This is a genomic window from Acinetobacter legionensis (assembly GCF_057165765.1).
On sequence record NZ_CM169896.1, the window covers coordinates 4,228,676 to 4,248,926 of the forward strand.

At 39.4% G+C, this 20,251-nt stretch carries 23 protein-coding genes; 15 read left to right on the forward strand and 8 right to left on the reverse strand.

What is annotated here, in order from left to right:
* Positions 1–57 precede the first annotated feature (57 nt).
* From AC2G3J_RS19410 to serB, 3 genes are all read right to left on the reverse strand, one after another.
* On the reverse strand, positions 58–537 hold the full coding sequence (locus AC2G3J_RS19410) for an SCP-2 sterol transfer family protein (protein ID WP_336952518.1): 480 nt from the start codon (positions 535–537) through the stop codon (positions 58–60).
* A 215-nt stretch (positions 538–752) separates the two neighbouring features.
* Positions 753–1,067 carry a ciprofloxacin tolerance protein AciT gene (gene aciT / locus AC2G3J_RS19415; RefSeq protein ID WP_336952519.1) on the reverse strand — a complete coding sequence of 105 codons (315 nt, stop codon included), beginning with the start codon at positions 1,065–1,067 and terminating at the stop codon, positions 753–755.
* Between the two features lie 430 nt (positions 1,068–1,497).
* The gene (gene serB / locus AC2G3J_RS19420; RefSeq protein ID WP_483770463.1) at positions 1,498–2,718 is read right to left on the reverse strand and encodes a phosphoserine phosphatase SerB; all 1,221 of its coding nucleotides are present in this window, start codon (positions 2,716–2,718) and stop codon (positions 1,498–1,500) included.
* Positions 2,719–2,795: 77 nt separating this feature from the next.
* On the opposite strand from serB, the gene AC2G3J_RS19425 reads away from it, so the two are divergent.
* From AC2G3J_RS19425 to AC2G3J_RS19465, 9 genes are all read left to right on the forward strand, one after another.
* Positions 2,796–4,082, forward strand: a complete 1,287-nt coding sequence (locus AC2G3J_RS19425) for a hypothetical protein (protein ID WP_336952521.1) — start codon at positions 2,796–2,798, stop codon at positions 4,080–4,082.
* Positions 4,083–4,373: 291 nt separating this feature from the next.
* Positions 4,374–5,495 carry a bifunctional 3,4-dihydroxy-2-butanone-4-phosphate synthase/GTP cyclohydrolase II gene (ribBA, locus tag AC2G3J_RS19430; protein ID WP_336952522.1) on the forward strand — a complete coding sequence of 374 codons (1,122 nt, stop codon included), beginning with the start codon at positions 4,374–4,376 and terminating at the stop codon, positions 5,493–5,495.
* 97 nt (positions 5,496–5,592) lie between these two features.
* Entirely contained in the window at positions 5,593–6,063 is a 471-nt protein-coding gene (gene ribH / locus AC2G3J_RS19435; RefSeq protein WP_004718750.1) for a 6,7-dimethyl-8-ribityllumazine synthase, read from the forward strand.
* A gap of 3 nt (positions 6,064–6,066) precedes the next feature.
* Positions 6,067–6,516: a transcription antitermination factor NusB gene (nusB, locus tag AC2G3J_RS19440; protein WP_004718751.1), complete on the forward strand. Its 450-nt coding sequence runs from the start codon at positions 6,067–6,069 to the stop codon at positions 6,514–6,516.
* 11 nt (positions 6,517–6,527) lie between these two features.
* The gene (gene thiL / locus AC2G3J_RS19445; RefSeq protein WP_419326924.1) at positions 6,528–7,445 is read left to right on the forward strand and encodes a thiamine-phosphate kinase; all 918 of its coding nucleotides are present in this window, start codon (positions 6,528–6,530) and stop codon (positions 7,443–7,445) included.
* Between the two features lie 22 nt (positions 7,446–7,467).
* Positions 7,468–7,944, forward strand: coding sequence for a phosphatidylglycerophosphatase A family protein (locus tag AC2G3J_RS19450; RefSeq protein WP_314337025.1), 477 nt, complete (start codon positions 7,468–7,470; stop codon positions 7,942–7,944).
* 21 nt (positions 7,945–7,965) lie between these two features.
* A complete protein-coding gene (glmU, locus tag AC2G3J_RS19455) occupies positions 7,966–9,330 on the forward strand; it encodes a bifunctional UDP-N-acetylglucosamine diphosphorylase/glucosamine-1-phosphate N-acetyltransferase GlmU (protein WP_483770464.1) in 1,365 nt (454 codons plus the stop codon).
* A gap of 12 nt (positions 9,331–9,342) precedes the next feature.
* The gene (glmS, locus tag AC2G3J_RS19460) at positions 9,343–11,181 is read left to right on the forward strand and encodes a glutamine--fructose-6-phosphate transaminase (isomerizing) (RefSeq protein WP_419326923.1); all 1,839 of its coding nucleotides are present in this window, start codon (positions 9,343–9,345) and stop codon (positions 11,179–11,181) included.
* 458 nt (positions 11,182–11,639) lie between these two features.
* Complete coding sequence (locus tag AC2G3J_RS19465; RefSeq protein ID WP_483770465.1) at positions 11,640–12,611, forward strand: cation diffusion facilitator family transporter; 972 nt, start codon at positions 11,640–11,642, stop codon at positions 12,609–12,611.
* Positions 12,612–12,721: 110 nt separating this feature from the next.
* Here AC2G3J_RS19465 and AC2G3J_RS19470 read toward each other — a convergent pair whose 3' ends face one another.
* Both AC2G3J_RS19470 and AC2G3J_RS19475 read right to left on the reverse strand, forming a co-directional pair.
* A complete protein-coding gene (locus AC2G3J_RS19470) occupies positions 12,722–13,042 on the reverse strand; it encodes an ArsR/SmtB family transcription factor (protein WP_004718782.1) in 321 nt (106 codons plus the stop codon).
* A 250-nt stretch (positions 13,043–13,292) separates the two neighbouring features.
* Positions 13,293–13,562: a DUF4031 domain-containing protein gene (locus AC2G3J_RS19475; protein WP_004718783.1), complete on the reverse strand. Its 270-nt coding sequence runs from the start codon at positions 13,560–13,562 to the stop codon at positions 13,293–13,295.
* Between the two features lie 105 nt (positions 13,563–13,667).
* Between AC2G3J_RS19475 and AC2G3J_RS19480 the strand changes: the two genes are divergently transcribed.
* Both AC2G3J_RS19480 and AC2G3J_RS19485 read left to right on the forward strand, forming a co-directional pair.
* Positions 13,668–14,186, forward strand: coding sequence for a GNAT family N-acetyltransferase (locus AC2G3J_RS19480; RefSeq protein WP_483770466.1), 519 nt, complete (start codon positions 13,668–13,670; stop codon positions 14,184–14,186).
* Positions 14,186–14,656: a 2-thiouracil desulfurase family protein gene (locus AC2G3J_RS19485; protein ID WP_336952529.1), complete on the forward strand. Its 471-nt coding sequence runs from the start codon at positions 14,186–14,188 to the stop codon at positions 14,654–14,656. The genes AC2G3J_RS19480 and AC2G3J_RS19485 overlap by 1 nt, the downstream gene beginning before the upstream one ends.
* Positions 14,657–14,717: 61 nt before the next feature.
* On the opposite strand, the gene AC2G3J_RS19490 is transcribed toward AC2G3J_RS19485, so the two are convergent.
* A complete protein-coding gene (locus AC2G3J_RS19490) occupies positions 14,718–15,671 on the reverse strand; it encodes a bile acid:sodium symporter family protein (RefSeq protein ID WP_483770467.1) in 954 nt (317 codons plus the stop codon).
* Positions 15,672–15,764: 93 nt separating this feature from the next.
* The gene (pncA, locus tag AC2G3J_RS19495; protein ID WP_419326920.1) at positions 15,765–16,400 is read right to left on the reverse strand and encodes a bifunctional nicotinamidase/pyrazinamidase; all 636 of its coding nucleotides are present in this window, start codon (positions 16,398–16,400) and stop codon (positions 15,765–15,767) included.
* A 484-nt stretch (positions 16,401–16,884) separates the two neighbouring features.
* Here pncA and dapA point away from each other — a divergent pair, with 484 nt between their 5' ends.
* The 3 genes from dapA to purC are packed head-to-tail and all read left to right on the forward strand — an operon-like array spanning position 16,885 to position 19,162.
* The gene (gene dapA, locus AC2G3J_RS19500) at positions 16,885–17,781 is read left to right on the forward strand and encodes a 4-hydroxy-tetrahydrodipicolinate synthase (protein WP_336952533.1); all 897 of its coding nucleotides are present in this window, start codon (positions 16,885–16,887) and stop codon (positions 17,779–17,781) included.
* Positions 17,782–17,796: 15 nt separating this feature from the next.
* Entirely contained in the window at positions 17,797–18,405 is a 609-nt protein-coding gene (locus AC2G3J_RS19505) for a lipoprotein-34 precursor (NlpB) (protein WP_336952534.1), read from the forward strand.
* Positions 18,406–18,442: 37 nt separating this feature from the next.
* The gene (purC, locus tag AC2G3J_RS19510) at positions 18,443–19,162 is read left to right on the forward strand and encodes a phosphoribosylaminoimidazolesuccinocarboxamide synthase (protein WP_004818291.1); all 720 of its coding nucleotides are present in this window, start codon (positions 18,443–18,445) and stop codon (positions 19,160–19,162) included.
* Positions 19,163–19,213: 51 nt separating this feature from the next.
* On the opposite strand, the gene AC2G3J_RS19515 is transcribed toward purC, so the two are convergent.
* Positions 19,214–19,774, reverse strand: a complete 561-nt coding sequence (locus AC2G3J_RS19515; RefSeq protein ID WP_419326919.1) for a DUF4303 domain-containing protein — start codon at positions 19,772–19,774, stop codon at positions 19,214–19,216.
* Positions 19,775–20,011: 237 nt separating this feature from the next.
* Between AC2G3J_RS19515 and AC2G3J_RS19520 the strand changes: the two genes are divergently transcribed.
* The gene (locus AC2G3J_RS19520) at positions 20,012–20,200 is read left to right on the forward strand and encodes a heavy-metal-associated domain-containing protein (protein ID WP_004818287.1); all 189 of its coding nucleotides are present in this window, start codon (positions 20,012–20,014) and stop codon (positions 20,198–20,200) included.
* The last annotated feature ends 51 nt before the right edge of the window (positions 20,201–20,251 follow it).

Genomic DNA, 20,251 nt, shown 5'->3' on the forward strand with positions numbered 1-20,251 from the left:
AATGTTTAAATCTTAAAAAGCCCGATCAGATCGGACTTTTTAAGATTATCGATTCGCTTAGCGTCCAGTCTTCTCTTTTAAGAATTGACGTGCCAATTTAATTTTGTCTTTTACTGGTTTGGGAACTTTTGGTGGAATCAGCTTAGCAACTTGGTTAAACCAGACTAGCAAACTGAAATCTCCTTCCATTTTGATGCTGCCGTTTTGCATACCCGTCATAAAAGCTGTTGGATCGCCTTTTACTAAAGTTTTTACACCTTGCTCACTGTCAGCAAACTGTAAAACAAAATCAGCTTTTTGTTCAGCACCTGAAACGGTATCAATTTGACCATTGTTCACAATAATTTGGCGTGCCACGCCCAAGTCGGTACCAATCTGAATACGGAACTGACGATCATGAGTCAATTCAATAAATTTTGGACTGGTACGAGCCAATTGTTTCATACGAAGTGCTAAACCCAATACAAGCAAATCCAGTGGATCTGTACTTGCATCAACGATTGGTAACTTCACAACTGGAATTGCAGAAAGTTTCATGACATTTAAGCCTGTTGTTTTTTAAATTAGATTCGAATTTGCTCATCCTAACATAACTGTCATTGCGTAGACATGGCTTTCAGAGCAAAGTATAAACTGAAAAAAAGGTATACCATTATGATATACCTTGGAATGTCTAAATTGATTTTTTTCGTGTAATTAAAGTCACTATTGTTATCTTAGCGTTCATATTGACTGAAGTTTTCACTCAAAACTTATTCATCTTCATAGACTGGTGTATGTTCAATATATTGACGATTTGCCAATGCTTTTTGTGCACGGCTATCTTCACGTAATAAAAGTGCAATCAATGCAGACATCGCCAACATAATCGCGGTTAAATAGCTATATGCGACCGAAATATCAAAGATGTTCTGTACACTATAACGCATTGCTTCCAAGATGCCCCAGAAGATCATGCCTGCAAACATAAACCCTAACCAATGACGATAAGGGGAAAAGAAAACGGTAGCCAACGCTGCAGCAATTAGACCGAATCCAATCAATGTTGCAAATGTTGTTGATACCATAACAACCTCCGTCAAAATGATGCCTTTTAAAAAAACCGTTTAAATAGGTGTTTCACAACAATTTCAAGCTTTATAATTTTTCTTAAATCACCTTATAGAAGCTTATGCATTGCATTATGTATAGTTTTTATGAGAAGGAAAGAGCTGTTTTCTGGTTAAACGACACACTTTGTCGCCACATTCATTTGTCATTACATTTTTTAAGAATCCTGTTTTTCTCACAATCTAATTACCATCAATCATGCAGTGTCATTACAAAAAAATACATACAGCTTTTAATACTAGAAAATCTTTTTTTAAGTTCTAAAACCAATAGTTTGATCAAGTTGTTTTATTGACCACTAATCACAGCAAAGTAATTCATTTTCAAATAAAAAATAGCGACTTAAAGTCGCTATTTGTCATGATTCTGCAATATAATCCAAGTCATTTAAGCACGTGATAAATCTTTATCATGCACACCTAAAAGATAAAGCACACCATCTAGACCTACGCTTGAAATGGCTTGATTGGCATTTTGACGAACCACAGGTTTAGCACGGAAAGCCACACCGAGCCCAGCAATTGAAAGCATTGGTAAATCATTTGCACCATCTCCAACCGCAATCGCTTGCTCAGGTGAAATCCCCATTTTCCCAACCAACTCAGTCAATAAATACGCTTTGCGTGCACCATCAACGATATGCCCTTTAACCTCACCTGTCACAACACCATTTTCAACATCAAGAATATTGGCATGCACTTCATCAATGTCCAGTTTTTCTTGAAGAAATTCAGCAAAGTACTGAAATCCCCCAGATAAAATCGCAGTTTTATAACCCAATGATTTTAGTGTCGAGATTAAACGCTCAGCACCTTCTGTCACGGTTAATCGCTCAGCAATTTGTGGCAATACTTTGGCATCAAGGCCTTTCAGTAATGCAACCCGTGCACGGAAACTTTGTTGAAAATCTAACTCCCCTTGCATTGCACGTTCAGTGATTTCAGCGACTTTATCGCCCACCCCTGCTTCTTTGGCAAGTTCGTCAATTACTTCTTGCTCAATCAAAGTCGAGTCCATATCGAAACAAACTAAGCGGCGATTACGGCGATAGGCATTGTCTTCTTGTACAGCAACATCAATATTTAATTCAGCAGAAAGCCGTAAACATGCGGCACGCATCGCCTGTGCATCAAGCATTTGCCCACTCAAGCCAAATTGAACACATGAACGCTTCAGTCCATCTTGGTCTCCGTTACGCTCGGGACGACCCGATAAACGAGTTACGGTTTCAATGTTAAAACCTTGACTTGAAACAATATTGGTCACCGCTTGCAGATGTTCGGCTGTGAGCTCTGGTGCTAAAGCGGTCACGATATAACGTGTACGCCCACCCTCACTCACCCATTGGTCATATTCTGCGCCTGAAATCGGCTTAAAACGAACTGTTAAACCAATATCATGTGCTAAAATAAGGATGTCTTTCATGGCTAAAGCTGTTGCAGTTTGATCGTTGGACGACACTACAATACCTAAAGTCAATTGATTATGGATGACCGCCTGCCCTACATCTAATATTTGCAAAGAATGTACGGACAACACTTGCATTAATCGAGTAAACTGATTGGGTTGGTCAGGTCCTAAAAATGAAATAAGAATGATTTCTCGCATGAATTGACTCGGGTCTGAGCTACAACAATTGGAAGAATCATAATCGAAATCGAAATTTTTTGCTTTGGAAGTTTACGTTGAATGCGCCAAGACAAGGGCTATTTGCTAGCCTACTTATTGTAAGTTTTGCATTTCATACCTTTTTATTGGTAGTTGCAACAACACATCAATTAAATGAAAACCGTGCCAGCCAAGGCCAACTCATGACCAGTCAATTGGTCACGGACAGCCTGTCTGAACTCGAACCCGCAAATACTGTGTCATTGGCGCTGTTGGCAAATCGCTATGCGACCAATCCAAGTGTGGCTTCGATTCGAATACTTGATGCGAAAAAACAAGTGTTGGCAACCAGTGGTATGGCAAAAACTCGTCAAGGTGAAGTGTTTGTTCGTGATGCATTACAGAACGAGAAAAAAGTTGGCACAATTGAAATTACCTTGATCAAGCCAAGTATTGGTGAAATTTTACGTACCCAATGGCTGGCTATTTTAGTGTCATTATTGATTCATGCCTTTTTATGGCTGGCCTATCGTGCCATTGCTCGCCCAACACGTAGTGAATATTTGGCTCGTATCAACAATGAAGCCCGTTTAAAACACGAAATTCAACAATTGACAGAAGCTCTTGAAGCTGAGAAAGCCAATCGCACGATTGCGATTGCGCAAGCTCAACAACAAGCACAAGCCAAAGCAAAACCTGAACCCAAAACACCTGTAACCACGACACTGGAAAATGACCAAGAGATTTTGGCGCTGAATATTCAGTACTATGATCCAAAGCAACTGATGAATACGGTCAACCAATCGGTTTCACTGCCTTATTTTAATTTATGTCAGATTTTTCTTAATAAAAGTATTGAACTTTGCGCACAGCATTTCAAATTGAATGCAAAAGATTTCACCATTCATCAAGAATTTAATCAGAATGGTGCAATCCTGAGTATTGATGCTGAAAAACCCAATGCAGCACAATCTATATTAATGGTTGGTTCGGTATTTCAATTATTGTCAGAAGTTCTGTATAAACGTTACCGTGAAGATAAGCGCTTTGTTTTACAGACGCGTTGTGCGGTCACCACCTCAGTAGAGGCGATGCAACTTGATGCGTCTCAAGCGGCTGAGCGCTTGGTGAACCATTTAATTGCCAAAGAAATGGCATTGTATTTAAGTAATGATCAGCTCAAGCATATTGGTGATTGTTATCAATTGGTTGCCTTACCAAATCCAACCAATGTGTTGACTCGTCATTCATTTATGATCAATGGTATGAATAATGACTGTGCTGAAATTGCACAAAATATTCGTACTGAGATTTTAAAAGGAAAGAAAAATACACCAAACTCTGAAGTAATCTCAGAGAATTAAGTATTTACCATCTATCAAACCCTCCTCTTTTTTAAAGTGTGAGGGTTTTTCTTTTATTACGCTCAATTTCCGATAAGTTCATCTTATTTTTTTCGAAATGAGTGTCTGATCTTTATACTAAATCACGATAAATCATTTTTCTTCTCTTTTCATTGCCCTACAAGCTTGTGTATAACTATCTATCTCAAAGGAAGATGATAAGCATAGGCAAAATACGTAAAAACACGTTAGACTATGCTCCGAATATATTCAATGAAAATGTCATACGACAGAACAAAAAGGTGAAGGTTGATGCCGCTCAATACTGTTGAAGAGCTTGTAGCAGATATCCGTGCAGGTAAAATGGTTATCCTCATGGATGACGAGGATCGTGAAAATGAAGGCGATTTAGTCATTGCTGCAACACACGTACGCCCTGAAGACATCAACTTTATGATCACCCATGCTCGTGGTCTTGTATGCCTAACACTAAGTCGTGACCGCTGTAAGCAACTCGATCTACCATTAATGGTCGACCATAATGGCGCACAACACAGTACAAATTTCACGCTTTCTATTGAAGCTGCAAATGGTATTACCACGGGTATTTCTGCCGCAGAACGTGCCCATACCATACAAACTGCAGTTGCTGCTCATGCCAAACCTGCTGATATAGTACAACCTGGGCATATCTTCCCATTGATGGCACAACCAGGTGGTGTATTACACCGTGCTGGACATACTGAAGCTGGCTGTGACTTATCTCGTTTAGCGGGTTTAGAGCCGGCATCTGTGATTTGTGAAATTATCAATGAAGATGGCACGATGGCACGTCGTCCAGATCTTGAAGTATTTGCTGAAAAACATGGCTTAAAAATTGGTACAATTGCTGATCTGATTCATTATCGTATGACCAATGAACAAACAGTAGAACGATTGGATCAACAAAGCATAGATACTGAATACGGTACCTTTGATTTATACCGTTACCGTGAAATTGGTAATCCAGACATTCATTTGGCTTTGGTTAAAGGTGAACCGCAACAAGGTGTGACAACTGTCCGCGTACATGGTTTCAACCCTGTACGTGATTTATTGAAACTTAATAAAAAAGATGGTGAGCCTGCTTGGAACCTAGATAAAGCACTCAAAACAATTGCTGAGAGTGATCGAGGGGTTTTGGTCTGGATTGGTCAACGTCATCTATCTGACTTAGGCCCTGCTTTAGCAGAACTTGGTAAGCCAAAACCAACAAAATCAAATGCCGCACTTTCACAGCAATATCAAACGATTGGTGTTGGTGCACAAATTTTACGTGATCTCGGTGTTGAAAAGATGAAACTTCTTAGCTCACCATTACGTTTTAATGCATTATCAGGTTTTAATTTAGAAGTGGTGGAATACATCACTGCTGACCAAAAAACCGGTCAATAATTTTTAATCAGATGGCTTGTATTACTCAATTAGGTTTCTAGTTGGGAAATAAAAGCAGTCTGTACAACCACTTATCTGTTAAATTATCGAGGTTGCCATGGCGATTCGCCGAATTGAAGGTTTATTACATCTCGCGAGCGAAGACCGTTACGCGATTTTAGTTGGTCGTTTTAACAGCTTTGTTGTTGAACATTTATTAGAAGGTGCAATTGATACATTGCATCGTCATGGTGTAAGCGACGATAATATCACTGTCGTTCATGCGCCGGGCGCATGGGAACTTCCAGTTGTGGCTAAAAAATTAGCAGCTTCTGGTAAATTCGATGCAGTGATCGCACTTGGCGCAGTGATTCGTGGTAGTACGCCACATTTCGACTTCGTTGCAGGTGAATGTGCCAAAGGTTTAGGTGTAGTTGGTTTAGATACTGGCCTACCTGTGATCAATGGTGTATTGACTACGGACAGTATTGAACAGGCGATTGAACGCTCTGGTACAAAAGCAGGTAATAAAGGTGGTGAAGCTGCCCTTACTGCTATTGAAATGGTTAACCTGTTAAAGGCAATTTAAAGCATGTCGCAAACACTCCAAGCTACTTATGCAGCAAAACGTAAAGCACGTCGCTTTGCTGTACAAGGGATTTATGAATGGCAAATGAGCCACAACCCAGTGCATGAAATTGAAGCACGTACACGTGTTGAAAACGCAATGCATAAAGTGGATCTCGGCTATTATCATGAGTTGCTCACAGCCGTGATCGCAAACCATGAAGCATTGGATGCTTTACTTGTTCCTGTTCTAGATCGTGAACTGAGTGCATTAGACGGTGTAGAACTTGCTACATTACGTTTGGGTGCATACGAACTCAAAGACCATCTTGAAGTCCCTTATCGAGTTGTACTCGATGAAGCCATTGAGCTGGCAAAACACTTTGGTGGTGCTGACAGTCATAAATACATCAATGGTGTATTAGATCGTTTAGCAACAAGCCTGCGTGAAGCAGAAAAGCAACAAAGCAAATAAGTTGTTTTTACATGGCTGAGTTTTCAATTATTGAGACCTATTTCAATCGTCAGCAGCAAACTGATGTTGATTTAGGCGTCGGTGACGACTCAGCGCTGCTTTCCCCACCTTTAAATCATCAATTGGTGATTTGCACAGATACGCTTGTCGCTGGTCGACATTTTCCGCTAGAAGCCTCTCCACATGCCATTGGCTGGAAATCTGTTGCTGTTAATCTTTCAGATATTGCTGCAATGGGTGCAAAACCCCACAGTATTTTACTCGCATTGAGCCTATCCCAAATTGATCATGACTGGCTAAAACAATTTAGTCAGGGTTTATATGATTGTTGCGATCAATTTGGCGTACGTTTAATTGGCGGTGATACCACGCAAAGTCCACATCTTACCATTACCGTCACGGCACTGGGCTGGATTGAAACAGGCAAAGCCATTACCCGTTCTGGCGCGCAAGTCGATGATTTAATTGTAGTCAGTGGCTCGATTGGTGATGCCGCTTTTGGATTAAAGCATTTAGGACATCCCCTACAACAACGTCTAGATTACCCAACACCGCGCTGCGAATTAGGCGCTATGTTGAAAGACTTGGCATCCAGTATGATTGATGTTTCAGATGGGCTTGCTCAAGATCTGGGGCATATATTAGATGCCTCGGGTGTCGGTGCAAAAATAGATTTAAATCAACTCCCAATTCATCCAGCTTTAAAGCAGCTCAGCAACAATGAGCAATGGAAATATGCTTTAGCGGGCGGAGATGATTATGAGTTATGCTTTACAATAACTATGCAAAATTATGCTAAACTTTTGCAATTAAAACCAAATGTAACCACTACAATCATCGGCCAAGTTACACAAAAATCTGGGATTGTATTTGAGAAAGATGGCTTAGACCATCCACTTCAACTTCAAGGGTACCAACACTTTGCATAAACCTCCGATTGTCTTTAAAAGTATGACATGGGCTGAACGCTTTATTGTGTTCTGTGGTGTAGGCTTTGGTTCAGGCCTAGCGCCTAAAGCACCAGGTACATTTGGCTCAGCATTTGCGCTTTTGTTTATTCCGATTTGGCTTGCAATTGGTTTTTATGGCTCCATATTGGCCATCATAATCATGTCATTGGTCGGTATTTGGATTTGTGGGAAAACCGCAGATATTATCCATGTGCATGATGATGGGCGTATTGTTTGGGATGAGTTTGCTGGGCAATCAATCACCTTCCTGCCTTTAATTTATTTAGGACAAATGAATTGGATTTGGGCACTGGTTGGATTTGCACTATTTCGTTTATTTGATGTCTGGAAACCATGGCCTATTCGTGTCATTGACCAAAAAGTCGATGGTGGCTTTGGAATCATGCTTGACGATATTATTGCAGGCCTCTGGGCAGCAATATGTATCGTGATTTATTTATATTTTAAAATGGCTTAAGCCAGATCTGTTAGGTGTGATATGTCTACAACTGTGATCATTCTTGCTGCAGGTAAAGGAACACGTATGCGTTCTAGTTTACCCAAGGTACTCCAACCTTTAGCAGGACGCCCACTACTCGGTCATGTGATTGAAACAGCAAAACAATTACAAGCAAAAAATATCATTACAATCTTTGGTCACGGTGGTGATCTGGTTAAAAATGCATTTGCAAATGAAAATATTCAATGGGTAGAGCAAACAGAACAACTCGGTACTGGTCATGCAGTTAAAGTGACTTTGCCGGTTTTGCCCCAAGACGGCATTTCTTTGATTCTTTCTGGTGATGTGCCTTGCGTACAACAAAGTACCCTACAACGTTTGGTTGATGTATCTAGTCAAACAGGTATTGGTTTAGTCACATTAACGCTTGAAGATTCTACAGGCTATGGTCGCATCGTACGTAAGGATGAAAAAATCCAAGCGATTGTTGAACATAAAGATGCTTCTGATGAACAACGTCAAATTAAAGAAATCAACACAGGTATTTACTGTGTAAGCAATGCCAAATTACATGAATGGTTACCGAAACTCAGCAATGACAATGCTCAAGGCGAGTACTATCTCACTGATATCGTGGCAATGGCTTTAGCTGATGGTATGGAAATCGCATCCATTCAACCAGAATTAGCTTTTGAGGTTGAAGGCGTGAATGATCGTATTCAACTTGCAGCATTAGAGCGAGAATTCCAAAACTATCAAGCTAAATCACTGATGCAGCAAGGCGTGCATCTGATTGACCCTTCACGCTTTGATTTACGTGGTCAACTCACGGCGGGTACGGATGTTCGTATTGATATTAATGTGATTATTGAAGGTCGATGTACTTTCGGAAATGGTGTTGAAATTGGTGCAGGATGTATTATTAAAAATACCCAAATTGCGGCAGGAACCAAAGTTCAACCTTATAGTGTTTTTGAAGATGCGATAATTGGTGCCGATGTACACATTGGTCCTTTTGCACGATTACGTCCAGGTGCAAAATTAGCAGATGAAGTTCATATCGGTAACTTTGTTGAAGTGAAAAACTCTTCTGTTGGTCTAGGTTCAAAAGCCAATCATTTCACCTATTTAGGCGATGCAGAAATTGGTGCGGGTTCAAATATCGGTGCAGGCACAATTACCTGTAATTATGATGGTGCCAATAAACACAAAACCATCATTGGTGATAATGCCTTTATTGGAACCAACAACTCACTGGTTGCACCGATTAAAATTGGTCATGGCGCAACCACAGGTGCGGGTTCAGTGATTACCCATGATGTAGCAGACAACAGTCTTGCATTTGAACGTGCAAAACAAATTTCGAAAGAAAATTATCAACGTCCCCAAAAGGTCAAGAAATAAGAGGATATTATTATGTGCGGTATTGTTGGTGGCGTTGCTGAACGAAGCATTACAAATATTTTAATTGAAGGCCTAAAACGTCTTGAATATCGTGGTTATGACTCTGCGGGTGTTGCACTGGTTGATCAAGGGCAAATCTTACGTGAACGTCGTGTCGGTAAAGTTGCAAATTTAGAAGGTGCGGTTGCAGAGTCTAATATTTTAGGTTCTGTGGGTATCGCACACACACGTTGGGCAACCCATGGTAAACCAACTGAAAACAATGCCCATCCGCATATTTCTGGGCATGTTGCAGTGGTACATAACGGTATTATTGAAAATTACCAAGAGCTTAAAGATGATCTTGAAGCTTTGGGTTATGTGTTTACATCTCAAACAGATACTGAAGTCGTTGCTCACTTAATTACTGAAGCACTGAAATCATCACCCAATCTATTAAAAGCTGTTGAAGAAATCGTACCTCAACTGAAAGGTGCTTATGCACTGGGGATTGTGCATACCGATTACCCAAACGAATTAATTGCTGTTCGTGAAGGTTCACCTTTAGTCATTGGTGTCGGTATTGGTGAGAACTTTATTAGTTCAGACCAATTGGCACTGTTACCTGTGACCAACCGTTTTATCTATCTTGAAGAAGGTGATATTGCGCGTTTAACTCGTGAAACGATTGAAGTTTTTGTCAATGACCAATTGGTTGATCGTCCGGTGAAAGAGCTGGATGCAACCGTGAGTAATGCCTCTAAAGGTGAGTATAAACACTACATGCTCAAAGAAATTTTTGAGCAACCTGAAGCAATTCAACAAACGATCTCTCAAGCTTTAAATGGCAATACACTACGAGAAGACTTTTTACAAAATGCTGAAATAGATTTTAAAAATGTTCAGCAAGTTCAAGTGCTTGCATGTGGTACCAGCTACCATGCTGGAATGATTGCAAAATATTGGTTTGAACAACTGATTGATCTGCCTTGCCAAGTCGAAATTGCCAGTGAATTCCGTTATCGCTCGCCTGTGATTGTAGATAACACCTTGTATGTTTGTATTTCCCAATCAGGTGAAACTGCGGATACCTTGGCTGCATTACGTGATACACAAAAGCGTGCTAAAGCAAAAGGCTCAAATATCTATACTATGACGATTTGTAATGTCGCGACCTCATCTATGGTTCGTGAAACAAATCATCATTTATTAACCCTAGCTGGTCCTGAAATTGGGGTGGCATCAACCAAAGCGTTTACCACACAGCTTGCGGCTTTAATGTTATTGACCCTTAAACTTGGTCAGGTTAAGCAAACCATTTCAGCTGAACATATTGATGAAATCACTTCTGCGTTGTGGCATATTCCTAAAGTCATTTTAGATACCTTACAAAATGATGCAGAAATTTTACGTTTGTCTGTTCTGTTTAAAGAAAAACAGCATTGCTTGTTCTTGGGTCGCGGTACAGAATTCCCAATTGCGCTTGAAGGTGCATTAAAACTTAAAGAAATTTCATATATTCATGCCGAAGGTTATGCTGCGGGTGAATTGAAACATGGCCCATTGGCTTTGGTCGACAATGATATGCCTGTGGTGATTCTTGCACCGAATGATGAAATGCTGGATAAACTTAAATCCAATATGGAAGAAGTCCAAGCACGTGGTGGTGAACTGTTTGTTTTTGCAGATGAAAATAGCGGTATCGTGGCTAAAGATCGTCAACATGTTGTCTATGTTCCAACGGTCAATACTTGGTTAGCACCAATTGTTTATAGTGTACCTGTGCAGTTGTTGTCTTATCATGTTGCAGTATTACGTGGTACTGACGTAGACCAACCAAGAAACCTAGCAAAATCAGTTACGGTTGAATAATCACTTAGTTACTGGTTGTAGTGTTTGTATGAGAGTAATAAAGTACTCTCATACAAGTGTATGAAATAAGTTAAGTTCCATACACATATCAATAGCTCAAACAATCCACACAAGCTATGCTCTAAACAGCATGATGTGTGGATTTTTTGATGCCTAATTTTTATAGATCCATCAATTTAAAAATAACCAAAACAAAAACCATCCTCTTAAACTTAAACCAACAAGATCCCTTAGCGAGAAAAAGCCTCCTTTTTTTTACTTCGCATCAAAGTAAATAAGCTCAAAAGTGAATCAGTTCATTTTAAAAACTTTATTGTGTTTTATTAAACTTAAACACCTAGTGACATCAAATTTTAAAATTTTTGATTCATATTAGTAAAAAATTAACATGAAGCTATTTGACAAAACAAACATATGAACATATATTCATATGTAAATAATCCAATCCAGAGGTCCTTATGGGACACAATCACAATCATCCCCATAATAGCCATAGTGATCACAACCACACGCATGTACCTGAAGCAACTACAGGAAATGAAAGAAAAATTCTGATTTCCTTCTTCATTATTTTCAGTTTTATGCTTGTTGAAGCTGCAGGGGGAATCATATCTGGTTCACTGGCACTGTTAGCTGATGCAGGCCATATGATGACGGATGCATTGGCATTAGGATTAGCATATGTAGCGTTCCGCTTTGGTCGTCGTACTGCGGATAAATCACGGACTTTCGGCTATATGCGCTTTGAAGTGATTGCAGGTCTGATCAATTCTCTAACATTGTTTGGGATTGTTGGATGGATCATCTATGAAGCGATAGTACGCTTTCAATCACCACAACCCGTTCTTGCGGGACCGATGTTTATCGTCGCAATTGTTGGTATGTTGGTGAATATCTTTGTTTTATGGTATCTCACACGAGATGATACGGATCATGTAAATATCAAAGGTGCGATTCTGCATGTGATGGGTGACTTATTGGGTTCTGTTGCTGCAATTATTGCTGCAATCGTCATCTGGTATTCAGGTTGGACACCGATTGATCCGATTTTGTCTGTGCTTGTATCATTACTTGTATTGCGCAGTGCATGGTCTTTGTTTAAACAAACCATTCATATTTTATTAGAAGGTGCGCCTGCCAATGCCAATACCGCAGATATCACCACTCACTTATTAAAATCCGTTCAAGGCATTCAGAAGATTAGCCATATTCATGTATGGATGATCACTTCAGGAAGAGCAATGGCAACATTACATGTCCAACCTGAAGCAGATGTTGATATCAAGACACTCACCGAACAAATTGAGCATGAATTAAAAACCAAATTTGATATTGAACATCCAACTGTCGCGATTGATTGGCAAGGGGATAGTACCTGTAGCCTTGAAAAACCGACAAAAATTGATCCTCATGCTGGACATAATCATTAAGATTAATATGGATCAAGCACAAATCGCCACAAGGTCATTGATTGTTGCTTTGTGGCATCCACATTTTGAAATTCACTTTAGTTTTAAAATCGATTTGAAAAATAGAAAATTTAACCGCACTGCTCTTCTGCAATATGTTTTGCCATATCAGACAGAACATGACTGACATGCGTATCAGCGATTTCATATAAGACTTGTTTGGCCTGACGTTCACTTTTCACCAAGCGTGCTGAACGTAATAAACGTAAATGATGACTAACCAAAGATTGCGACAAATCGAGTGCTTCGCAGATATCGCCAACTGGACTAGGTCCACGCATACAGAATAAAAGAATTCTGAGACGTGAAGCATCTCCTAAAAGTCGAAAAGTTTCAGCCAGAATAATAATCTCGTCTTGCGATATTTCTGTTGAGCCGTCTTTAAAAGTCATATATTAATCACAATCGTTGTTCATAATTTTTCATCATAAAAGATTCTACTCTTGTGCTTCTCATAAGGACAAGACTTAATCGCGATAAAGTATTTTTCTGGAGATACGGTTTTATCAAGCTTAAATAAAAAACCAACTCTTTATTTCTAATGTTTAAAACACGAATCAAAAACATCTAAGTATGAAACAGGCATACTAAAAACATAAGAAATTGAATTTAATAAATATATTCATTCAGCCTATCAACACTTCATAAAGATTGATTGAGTTGCAACTTCAGTTTCTTTCCACAAGCAATAATGGTTTTTCGATCGGCATCAATTGCGCCATAAGCAATCGCCATTACCCGCATTTGCAGGGTAATATCATAATGCGGATAAGAGGCCGAGCGATGAAATAAACGGGCATCGATTTCCAGCATTTGCGCAAAGTGATGTAATTCCTCCAGTGTATCTGCCATCAAATGACACCATTCTTGGCCTTTAAACGGAACTTTTGCGCGATCGACATACACACTCATAACAAGATTCATTTTCCCTATTTCGGATTGATTATCCCATGAAATTCATCCATGATTGAATACAAATTCAAGGTATAGCAAAGCGTCATTTGATGACAAAATATAATGAAAATTTATCCAGCCACACCAATCCATCTCAAGCAACTCAATCAGCTTGCCTGCACCACATATCACCAACATTTTGCTGATCTTTGGTCAGAACAAGGCCTACAAAATTTTCTCAATCAAAATTTTAGTTTAGAAAATTTGTCCGAATCTCTGCGAGATCCTGATCAAGTTTGGCTATTGCTGGAAAATGAACAAGCGCAAATTATTGGATATGCCAAGTTAAATCTCAACCAATATGAACCACATTTAGATATTACTGGTGCAGAATTACAGAAAATTTACTTGCTTAAAGAGGCGGTTGGGAAAAATTTTGCATCTTCGCTTATGCAAAATGCGATTGATATTGCACGTGAATATCAACAAGCTTCTGTATTTTTGGAAGTATTAACAACCAACACCCGTGCAAAAAAATTCTATCAAAATTTTGCTTTTATAGAGAAATTAAGCATCGACTTTAAAACAGATTTATATGATATTGGTATGGATTTAATGCAACTCGAATTAACCTCAAGATAATGAAAAAATACCTGATTAGTGCATGTCTTGTGGGTGAAAATGTTCGCTACGATGCCAAGAACTGCCTACAACACAAGCTTAAACAACTGTTAGACAAGCAACAAGCCGTAGTGATTTGTCCTGAAGTTTCAGGCGGCTTGAGTACACCTCGGCAACCTGCTGAAATCGTAGGTGGTGATGGTTATCAAGTTTTAAAGGGGCAAGCCAAAGTAAAAGATGCCAATGGTGATGATGTTTCAGCTGAATTTATTCTAGGTGCAGAAAAAACCCTAAAACTCGCCCAATACCATCAAGTGACACATATTATTTTAAAAGCCAACAGTCCTTCTTGTGGTTCACAGATGATTTATGATGGATCATTTTCAGGGCATAAAATATCAGGCAAAGGGGTTACTGCAGCTCTACTCGAACAACATGGCTTTAGCGTACTCACTGAAGATGAGTTTTTAAAGCAGTTAGCGCAAGAATAAGTCAGTATAAATAAAAAGAGAGCCAAAGCTCTCTAAATGAAACGTAAATTTTAAAATAGTATTATTGTTTATTTTCAGCCATTTTATCTGCTTTTGCTGCCCAATACGTGGCTAAAATAGGTCCAGAAATATTATGCCATAAACTAAAAATAGCACTTGGTAGTGCGGTTATTGGAGATGCAGCAAAATGTATTGCCGCTAAGGTCACACCTAAACCAGAATTTTGCATCCCCACTTCAATCGCAACAGCTTTAGAGTCAGGATAAGATAAGTTGAATAGGCGACTTGCCCAATAGCCTAATAAAAAGCCTAAACCATTATGTAAAATCACCACACCCAAAATCAGTAAACCCGATTGTAAAATTGAAGCCTTACTGGCTGCAATAATTGCCGCCACGATCACCACAATGGCGACTACAGATATTAGAGGCATCACTTGAATATATTGCTCGGTCTTTTGTTTAAATAGGCTTCTTAAAATCACGCCCAAAATAATTGGAAAAATCACCACTTTAAGAATATCGATGAACATTGAACCCGCATCAATCGGAATCCACTGGCTGGCTAAAACATAGAATATCGCAGGTGTCAAAATAGGCGCTAAAAACGTTGAAACAGATGTACATGTGACGGATAGAGCTGTATTTCCTTTGGCCATATAGGTGATGACATTGGATGCTGTCCCTCCAGGGCAACAGCCGACAAGGATTACTCCTACCGCAATTTCGGGTGGTAAATTAAAAACTTTACAGAGCAAGAATGCCACACTGGGCATCACCACAAAATGTGCAACGACACCAATCACAACCGCTTTGGGATTTGACAAGACATTCTTAAACTCATCCACGGTCATGGTCATGCCCATTCCCAGCATGATAATCCCTAAAACCCAGGGAATATATGCTTTCATCCAGACAAATGCTGCTGGAAAACATAATGCAATAAAGGCAAACACCACAACCCACAAGGCAAAAGTTTTTTGTACAAACTGACTAAAACGTAAAATTGCTGACATTGTCCCTACCCAAGCAGATTGAGGATTTCGGCTTATCTTAAAGCAAGATATTTTAAAGCAGTAATATTTCTCAAATGATGCAAGTCTTGATGCTTATGCTGCGTTGAGAATCTCTTTTGAGATCAGGCGTTTTACACCCACAGCCAGCATTTCTTGCCATGCATGTTGTAAAGAACCATGTAAATCAATTGCTTTGGTAGCGTCCGAAATCACAAAGGCTTTAAAACCTAACTTGGCGGCATCCATGGCCGTCCATGCGACACAGAAGTCTGTCGCAATCCCCACAATATACACTGTATCTATACCGCGCTCTTTAAGATAGCCCGCCAAGCCTGTAGTGGTTTTATGATCGGCTTCCATAAAGGCTGAATAACTGTCAATTTGGGAACGAAAACCTTTACGAATGATCAGTTGAGCAGTTGGTATGTTTAGATCAGGATGGAATTCAGCATCTTGGGTCCCTTGTATGCAATGGGATGGCCACAATACTTGCGGGCCGTAATCTAAGCTGATCAGGTCATAAGCTTTACGGTTGGGATGATTCTCAACAAATGAAATATGGTTTTCAGGATGCCAATCTTGGGTCAGTACGATATTGTCAAAATGTAGTGCCAATTGATTAATGGTTGGAATGATTTGCTCAGCATAGGCAACTTCTAAATTTCCCCCTGAAGTGAAACCATTTTGTACATCAACAACGATCAAGGCGCTACGCTCAGATTGCAACATTTCCCTACCCTTATATTGGCCCAATGACTATTATTTTAATCGTAAAAATTTAAATATTCGATGACTCAACATACAATAAAAAAGCATACTTTTGCGAGCGTCTTATCAAAATCAATCGTGAAATCATCTAGAACGGTTAGCTAGATTCTAAACGGCGAGGCTCAGCCATCCAATAGAAACTTATTTTCTAGCGCGGATGGATTTCACCCTGTATTTGAATTAAAACTGCACGCTGTTCAATTTGGATAAAAAAATGAAAATTAAAAAAATTGCTTGGAAATGTGAGTGATTTGTTGCTTTTGTTAAAGAATTTCCAAGCTTTGACTAAAGCATATTGTTCTGACACGCTGAATCAGTCATAATTTGCGTAAGCATTAGGCAATCTTTAAGATGATTGTTTCTCGCTCAAATCAAAATACTGCAACCATCCCAATCCATGTTTACTCAAACGCATGTGGATGGAAAAATAGGATATTTTTTTAAAATGACTCAGCAAGCACAGACCATTCAAGGCTCAATTGTCGCAATCGTCACCCCTATGTTTGAAGATGGCAGCGTAGATTGGAAGGGTCTCGAGAAGCTCGTTGAGTGGCACATAGAACAAGGCACTAATAGTATTGTTGCTGTCGGAACAACTGGCGAAGCATCTACTCTTAGCATGGCAGAACACACAGAAGTAATTAAAGAAATTATCCGTGTTGCCAATAAACGTATTCCAATTATTGCCGGTACTGGTGCAAACTCGACACACGAAGCGATTGAACTCACCAAAGAAGCCAAACAACTCGGCGCAGATGCCGCACTTTTAGTCACCCCTTATTATAACAAACCAACGCAAGAAGGTTTATTTCAACACTATAAGGCAGTTGCTGAAGCTGTTGATTTACCTATCATTCTGTACAACGTGCCTGGCCGTACTGGTGTAGATCTGCACAACGACACCGCAATTCGTTTAGCAGATATTCCTCAAATCGTAGGAATTAAAGATGCGACTGGCGATGTTCCTCGTGGTAAAGAGCTGATTGATGGCTTAAAAGGCAAAAACATGGTGGTGTATTCAGGTGATGATGCGACTGCGAGTGAATTGATTCAGTTAGGCGCCCACGGCAATATTTCAGTAACAGCAAATATTGCACCAAAAATCATGAGTGAACTTTGTGCCGCTGCAATTGCAGGTGATACTACAACAGCGAAAAGCAAAGATGACCAAGTTGCAAAATTAAACAATATTCTATTTTGCGAATCGAACCCAATTCCAGTGAAATGGGCACTTCATGAAATGGAATTAATTGGTACTGGCATTCGCTTACCATTAACTCCCCTAGCAGAACAATACCGTGCACCACTGCGTGAAGAACTCAAAGCAGTGGGTCTCATTTAATAAGAGCTTAGTATTATGCAATTACGTTTAGGTTTAACTCTTGCCATTTCAGCTTTAAGCTTGGCGGGTTGTAGTTCCCTTGGAATCAACAATGGTTCTTTAGATTATAAAAACACGACCACCGTAGAGCCACTTAGCTACCCTGAAGGTTCGACAGTTAGACCTGCAACGCCAATGTATCCAGCTCCTATTGTTGACCCACTTGCTCTTCAGCATGCACCAAAATTTGAAAATAAACGAGGCAATCGTTACGAAGTTCCTCGTCCAGATGTTGCTCAAATCAGTGCACCTGCTGATGAAGTTTCTGCATCAGCTGAAAGTGTTGGTCGTCCTCAAATTTTAACTGATGGAAATGGCAATCCACTGATCAAAATTGATGGAAATTCTGCTACAATTTGGCAGTACGCACTTGCGACCCTCAGTAGCTTAAATCATAAGGTTATCGGCCAAAGCAAAAATGCCAATGAGGCAACTGTTAAAATCGATAATTCAACCTATGTATTGAAGCTTACCTCCGTAGGTTCAAGTAACACACTTGCTGTGTTTAACGCCGATAATAGCTTTGCAGACAAAGAAAAAGCTGCAGAACTATTAACCCAGATTTACCAAAACTGGCCAGCCTAGTCGTTCTAGGCAATTTTTTTTTGCAAAAGGTTCCCCCATGTTAAAACAAACCTTGCTCTATACTGGTAAAGCGAAATCTGTTTATGAAACAGATAGCGCGGATCATCTAATTCTAGTTTTCCGTGACGATGCTTCTGCATTTAATGGCGAAAAAATAGAGCAACTAGACCGTAAAGGTAAGGTGAACAACCGTTTTAATGCCTTTATCATGGAAAAACTGGCTGCAGCTGGTATTGAAACACACTTCGAAAAACTTCTTTCTCCAACTGAAGTTTTAGTGAAAAAATTGCAAATGATCCCTGTTGAATGCGTAATGCGTAACTATGCAGCAGGTTCACTATGTCGCCGTTTGGGTGTTGAAGAAGGTTTAGAACTTGTTCCACCAACGTTTGAATTGTTCTTCAAAGATGACGCTTTAGGCGATCCTATGGTGAACGAATCTCAAGCAATTGCATTGGGTTGGGCAAATGCTGAACAATTGGCACAAATGAAAGAATTGACTCAAAAAGTCAATGTTGTGCTTAAAGATTTATTCGCTCAAGGCAACATGCTTCTTGTTGATTTTAAACTTGAATTTGGCGTGTTCCATGACCGTATCGTATTGGGTGACGAATTCTCTCCAGATGGTTGCCGTCTATGGGATAAAGACACCAAGAAAAAACTCGACAAAGACCGTTTCCGTCAAGGTTTAGGTGGTGTTGTTGAGGCTTATGAAGAAGTGGCTACACGCATTGGTGTAGATCTTTCAGATATCTAATTTTAGATACTGATTCTTCAGAAACCGAGCTTTTTAGCTCGGTTTCTTATTTTAAAATGCTGATTTTTCTAATAGATAATCATATAAATTTTCACCAGCTTTTTTCTGAAAGCGGTTTTCAAATAAAGGTACCAAAAACTCAGGATTAATTTGTGGGAAGCTGGTGTCCTCAAAATCTTCATCGGATGAGTCTGCATATTGAATAATGACAATAATTTCTTCACCCTGTTGGTTTTTTAATTTTCCTTGTATTCTTAAATCTTGTAATGCTTGAATAATGGTCTTTTGATACTGCGCTTGTAATTCGCTATATTGCTCATTTGTATAATCCTCTCCCAAATCCTGATACAAAGCCGTGATTGCATTGTGAACACGATTATTGGCAGTACTTGAACAACTCCATTCTGAAATCCACCATGCTTCATAGACGTCTTCAAAGGTTTTTAATTGTTCTAATGTGCATCCTACATAAAAGAAACCACAGAAATCCTCAACCATTCCCAAACCAATAGCACATAAATGCTGATCTTGTGTAAGCTGCTGAATTTCAGCGAAAGCATCTTGGATATCTTGGTAAATCACTGAATATAAATGGTCTTTATTCATCATCATGTTCTTATCATTCACAATTTCAATACAGAGTTTACTATCAAAGCATAAATTCTGTATATAAACCATTCACCGAGGTTGGCATTTAGCATTCGTAAAAAATTGAGCAATCGACGACTTAAAAATACTGTAAATTATTTTTGAAAAAGCGTTGCGATGAAACTTTAAACATTAAAACTTGACCTTACAATTATGGTAAGGTTTATCTTAAGTTTAAGTCTTCTTAGAGCAGGGTGAGATATGGAATTTTATATTGAAAATATGACCTGTGGTGGTTGTGCACGTGGTGTAACCAAAGCAATTCAATCTGTAGATGAAAATGCTAAGGTGATTGCCGATCCACCAAGTCACAGTGTTAAAGTTGAAACAACAGCAACACAGCAACAAGTGGTTGATGCTTTATCAGAAGCGGGCTTTCCTCCACGCTAAGCTGATTGGATAAAGTTAAAAGGGCTATCAATTTAAGGTAGCCCTTTTGCA